Source organism: Magnetovibrio sp. PR-2 (genome assembly GCF_036689815.1).
GTDB lineage: Bacteria > Pseudomonadota > Alphaproteobacteria > Rhodospirillales > Magnetovibrionaceae > Magnetovibrio.
Genome location: NZ_JBAHUR010000030.1, coordinates 1 through 4,588, shown reverse-complemented (window position 1 = coordinate 4,588; position 4,588 = coordinate 1). Strand labels below are relative to the sequence as shown.

Below are 4,588 nucleotides of genomic sequence, written 5' to 3'. Positions count from 1 at the left end.
CCACCGTGCGCATGTGGCGGCGGAACTTGGCCAAGAAGCCCATGAACGGCTTCACTGCAAAGGCCGCTAGCAAGAACGGTAAACCGATGCCCGCCGCGTAGACGGAGAGGAGCGAGACACCGTAAGAGACATCTTCGCCGCTGGCCGCGACCATCAAGATGGTGGCGAGGATGGGGCCGACGCACGGCGTCCAGCCGAACGCAAACGCAAGCCCTAAGATGTACGAGCCCACCAAGCCCGCTGGCTTGTTTTCCAAGTGAAAGCGTTTTTCGAAGTTCAAGAACCCGATCTTAAACAAGCCTGCATAGTGCAAACCGAAGACCACGATCACCACGCCCGCGATCTTGCCCAAGATGGACATGTTGTCCGCGATCAAGCCGCTGACGGTGGTCGCCGTGGCGCCCAAAGCCACAAACACCGTGGCAAAGCCCAACACGAAGGCAATGGCGGAGCGGAACACGTTGCGCTGCACCGCTTTGTCCACGCCGCCTTCGGCCGTGAGCTCGTCCAACGACGCGNTTGTCCACGCCGCCTTCGGCCGTGAGCTCGTCCAACGACGCGCCCCCCAAAAAGCACAGATAAGCCGGGATCAAGGGCAACACGCAGGGCGAGGCAAAGCTTAAGATGCCCGCGCCGAACGCGCCCCAGTAGGTGATGTCAAACGGATCCATGTGTGATTAAGCCCCCACCACTTTGATCGAGTTGTTGGGTTTGAGGTCGATGACCTTCTTCTTGCGAATGTGATCCGACACCAAGTCGTAAATGGGCGGGCCTTCGGTGCCTTCGTTGACCGAGGCCCAGCCGCCGACCACGTAATTCTTTTGCGCGTCGATCTGCTCACCCGTGGACAACAGCGTCATGTCGGAGATGCGGCTGCCCATGGATTTGTGAATGTCGATGCGATAGCCCATGCCGCCCACGCGCACCATGTCGCCGCCTTGCTGATAATAGGGGTCGGGGTTGAACAGGTTGTCCGCCACGTCTTCCAAAATAGCTTTTAAGGTCTCGCCGGTCATGTCATTGCGGTACACGTTCGGATACGTGATGGACGTCTGGGTGTAGACGTCGTCCACCGTGATGTCTTGGCCGGGCACGCAGGTGGCGCCCCAACGAAAGCCCGGAGACAAAGAGATTTGGGTGTCGCGCTCTTCCATGATGGCGTTGCAGATGAGATCGTCAAAGGTGCCGTTGAAGTTGCCGCGGCGATAGAGCAGGGAGTTGGTCTGGCCGAGCTTTTCGCTGATCACGCTTTGGTGCGGGGCGCGAATGGCGTCCACCACAGCCTGGATTTTGGGGTCCGGGGCAATCACGTCGGCGAACACGGGCATGAGCTTGTAGTTGTACTTGGCGATCTTGCCGTTTTGCACGTCCAAGTCCAAGCGGCCCAAGAACTTGCCGTGGGACCCGGTGGCCACCAACAGGGTGTCGCCCACCTCGACCACGCCGGGAATGGCGTCGTGGGTGTGGCCGGTCAAAATCACGTCGATCCCTTTGACGCGGCTGGCGAGTTTACGGTCCACGTCAAAGCCGTTGTGGGATGCCAACACCACCAGCTCGGCCCCTTCGGCGCGGGCTTTGTCCACGTGGGCCTGGACCATCTCGTCGCGAATGCCAAACGACCAGTCGGGGATCATGTGGCGCGGATTGGCCACAGGGGTGTAGGGGAAGGCTTGGCCCACCACGGCGATTTTCACGCCGCCGCGCTCAAAGTGCGCGGTGCTGTCGAACACGGCCTCTTGCCATTCGTTGTCGATGACGTTGCCCGCCAAAAACGGGAAGTTGAGCTTGTCGATGAGTTCCTGCACACGCTCGTCGCCATAGGTGAACTCCCAGTGGGGCACCATCACGTCCACGCCCAGCGCGTTCATGGCGTCGACCATGTCCTCGCCTTGGGTCATGAGCGAGGTGTAAGACCCTTGCCAGGTGTCGCCGCAATCCACCAACAAGGTGTTGGCTTCGCGCTCAGCCCGGATGGCGTTGATCAGTGTTGCCATGTGCGCCAAGCCGCCGATGCGCCCGTAGTCTTGCGCCAGATGCGCGTAATCCACACTGGAAAACGCATAGGCGTCCGGGGTGCCGGCTTTGAGACCAAATTTGTTCAAAAACGCTTCGCCGGTCAAATGCGGGGGCAAGCCGTGCACTTCGCCCACGCCCAGGTTCACCGAAGGTTCGCGAAAGTACAACGGCACCAATTGCGCGTGGATGTCGGTGAAGTTCAGCAGCGTCACTTGTCCGGTGCTGTCGAACTTCAACAGATCGTCTTGGGTGATGGATTGGTGCGAGGCCGCGCGGGCGAGATTAACGCCGGAGCCCATCAGGGCGGCGGTCGCAGCGGTGACTTGCAGAAAATCGCGACGGGTAAGCATGGTCGGTCTCCGACTGACAGAGTTTGGGTCTTTAAAGGATCAAAAAAATCAAATTTTGGGCAAAAAGAGGGCGGCAGCCTGACGGATGCCGCCCCATTTTGGTCGCGTTATTTACGCACGGACGGCCCTTCGACCGGAAGTCCTTTGCCCCGCCAAGCGAGATAGGTTTCCAGGTTCAGGTACTCTGGCGAACCATAGCCATAAGGCTGGGCGCGGATGTTTTTGTTGCAGCCCCTAAAACGGCGGTGCAGTGATCCCGGCTTTTGCCATTTGAGACGATAGGTCGGGAAGCCGTTGGATTGGCCTTGGGACAACAGCTCGGCACGCACCAAGATTTTGGCGTTGTCTTCATGGCAGTGCTTGCACGACAAATCCAGCTGACCGCGGCGTTGGTAATAAAACGCCTTACCCTGCAAGAATGCCGGATAAAGATCGTCACCGTTTTGGTCCGCCGAGGTCACGCGGGGCATGCCGCGCGATTGCATCACCACCAGACCGGTCATGCCGAGCATTTCGTCGGATTCATATTTGAACGGTTTGGCCTGTTGATACTTGGTGCGGCACTTGTTGATGCGCAGTTCCACGTTGATCGGCTTGTGGCTTTCGGCATCGTAAACCGGATACTTCGCGCCCACGCCTTTCATCGGCAGGCCCATGGACCCACCTTTGGGGTCGTCCACGGCACCGTGGCAGTCTTCGCACGACTTGTTGGCCGCACCTTCGGGCGTGGCATAAATCTCGGCCGCTGCGTCGTAGTACGGCATGCCGGGGTTTTCGAAGTCGTCGTCTTGCATCGCGCGCGTCGCCTCGGTCGCGGTGGAATAACCGGACCAGACTTCATCGTACGGGCTGGGGATGCCGTTGCTTGTCTTTTCTGTTGTGCAAGCTGCAGCAACCAAACCCACACTTGCGATCACAAGTGTTGCTTTGATCAGTTTAAAGGTCATGACGTAGCCCTCCCTTCGTCACTTACGACACGGCGATGTCTTGCGACACGCTCATGGCTTTGCCGTTGTCGTCGGTCCATACGAACTCGTATGTGCCCGAAGCCGTGGCGGTGAGGTAAAATGCAATGTACGGATCGGCCGAAACGGACGGGTACATGTCGGCGCTGAAAACGGTTTCGCCGCCGAACTTGCATTCGAACTTGTTGAGGATCAGACGCGGAATTTTGTTGCCTTTTTTATCTTTCCGGTTGCCTGTTTCCATCTTGTGGCGCGCCAGGGTTTTGACCTGGATGACGTCGCCGGCTTTTGCCTTCTTCGGCAGCTTAACGCGAGGTTTTTTAGCCATTGAATAGCACTCCTAATGTATAGCTATGACGGATCTGGGGGCAGGGGCCTTAGCCGCCGCAGCCGCCGATCGTCACTTTAACTTCTTGTTTGTTCATAATGACCGAACCGTCGCTCATGACAGCCGCAGCAATGACGTTTTGGGTCTTGCCCAAACGGATGCGGGTGTTCACTTGCGCTTTGCCCGTGGCCGTCAGGTTGAACGAAATCGCTTCCGGGGACGGGTTGCCGTCGGCCATCACGTGGATGTGCTTGACATAGTTGTCACCACTCATCGGGCTGTCCACCGATACGCCGACCGGAACAACCGCACCGTTTTCGGCGATTTCCGGCAAGCCGACGAACTTAACCTTGTCCGACTGGGACGTGGATGCGCCGCCGGTCATTTTGGAAAGCGCCTTGGTGGCATCGTCGGGGGTGGCTTGGGCCGTGGATGCAAAACCCAGAGCCACGACGCCTGCACCGGCGGCCTTCAACGCTTGGCGGCGGTCCACTTGGACCATCTGCTTCGTTTTGTTGCTCATGTTATCCTCTATTCGTTAGATGTCTTTGTCTGTCTCACCAGGGGAATTATTTGAGCGTCTTCAGGTAAGCCACAACGTCTTCGACTTCCTGAGGGCTCAAAATCGTTTTGCCTTCAAACTTCTTGAGCACCCGATGAAGATCGGCGGTGCGGTAGAAGCTGGGCATCATGGTATCTGAATCGATAATTTTGGGATCGACGATGCGCATGCGAAGCTCGGCTTCGTCCATACGATCACCCACTCCGTTCAAATCCGGACCCGTCATGCCGTGGAACTGTTGTTCCGGGATCGGCATCATATGACACGCCAGACAGTTGCCTTTCTTGCGACCAATAACGACCTTCTTGCCGTTAACCGCATCACCAGCGACACCCGTCAGGGAAACCGGAATGGTCTCGTCGACGAT

6 protein-coding genes are annotated in these 4,588 nt (G+C 58.0%); all 6 read right to left on the bottom strand.

The annotated features are described in order from the left end of the window. Positions 1-511 (bottom strand): cytochrome c biogenesis CcdA family protein (locus V5T82_RS18050; protein ID WP_332897071.1); only part of this gene is annotated, 511 nt, incomplete at its 3' end. 166 nt (positions 512-677) lie between these two features. Then, the gene (gene soxB / locus V5T82_RS18040) at positions 678-2,366 is read right to left on the bottom strand and encodes a thiosulfohydrolase SoxB (RefSeq protein WP_332897070.1); all 1,689 of its coding nucleotides are present in this window, start codon (positions 2,364-2,366) and stop codon (positions 678-680) included. 107 nt (positions 2,367-2,473) lie between these two features. Next, complete coding sequence (gene soxA, locus V5T82_RS18035) at positions 2,474-3,313, bottom strand: sulfur oxidation c-type cytochrome SoxA (RefSeq protein ID WP_332897069.1); 840 nt, start codon at positions 3,311-3,313, stop codon at positions 2,474-2,476. Positions 3,314-3,335: 22 nt separating this feature from the next. Beyond that, positions 3,336-3,659: a thiosulfate oxidation carrier complex protein SoxZ gene (gene soxZ, locus V5T82_RS18030; protein WP_332897068.1), complete on the bottom strand. Its 324-nt coding sequence runs from the start codon at positions 3,657-3,659 to the stop codon at positions 3,336-3,338. A gap of 49 nt (positions 3,660-3,708) precedes the next feature. Beyond that, positions 3,709-4,182 carry a thiosulfate oxidation carrier protein SoxY gene (gene soxY, locus V5T82_RS18025; RefSeq protein WP_332897067.1) on the bottom strand — a complete coding sequence of 158 codons (474 nt, stop codon included), beginning with the start codon at positions 4,180-4,182 and terminating at the stop codon, positions 3,709-3,711. Between the two features lie 46 nt (positions 4,183-4,228). Then, the coding region (gene soxX, locus V5T82_RS18020; protein ID WP_332897066.1) for a sulfur oxidation c-type cytochrome SoxX at positions 4,229-4,588 on the bottom strand (360 nt) is incomplete at its 5' end.

Coding starts and splice junctions, on each gene's coding strand:
- soxB (WP_332897070.1), bottom strand. CDS start 2,366: ATGCTTACCCGTCGCGATTTTCTGCAAGTCACCGCTGCGACCGCCGCC.
- soxA (WP_332897069.1), bottom strand. CDS start 3,313: ATGACCTTTAAACTGATCAAAGCAACACTTGTGATCGCAAGTGTGGGT.
- soxZ (WP_332897068.1), bottom strand. CDS start 3,659: ATGGCTAAAAAACCTCGCGTTAAGCTGCCGAAGAAGGCAAAAGCCGGC.
- soxY (WP_332897067.1), bottom strand. CDS start 4,182: ATGAGCAACAAAACGAAGCAGATGGTCCAAGTGGACCGCCGCCAAGCG.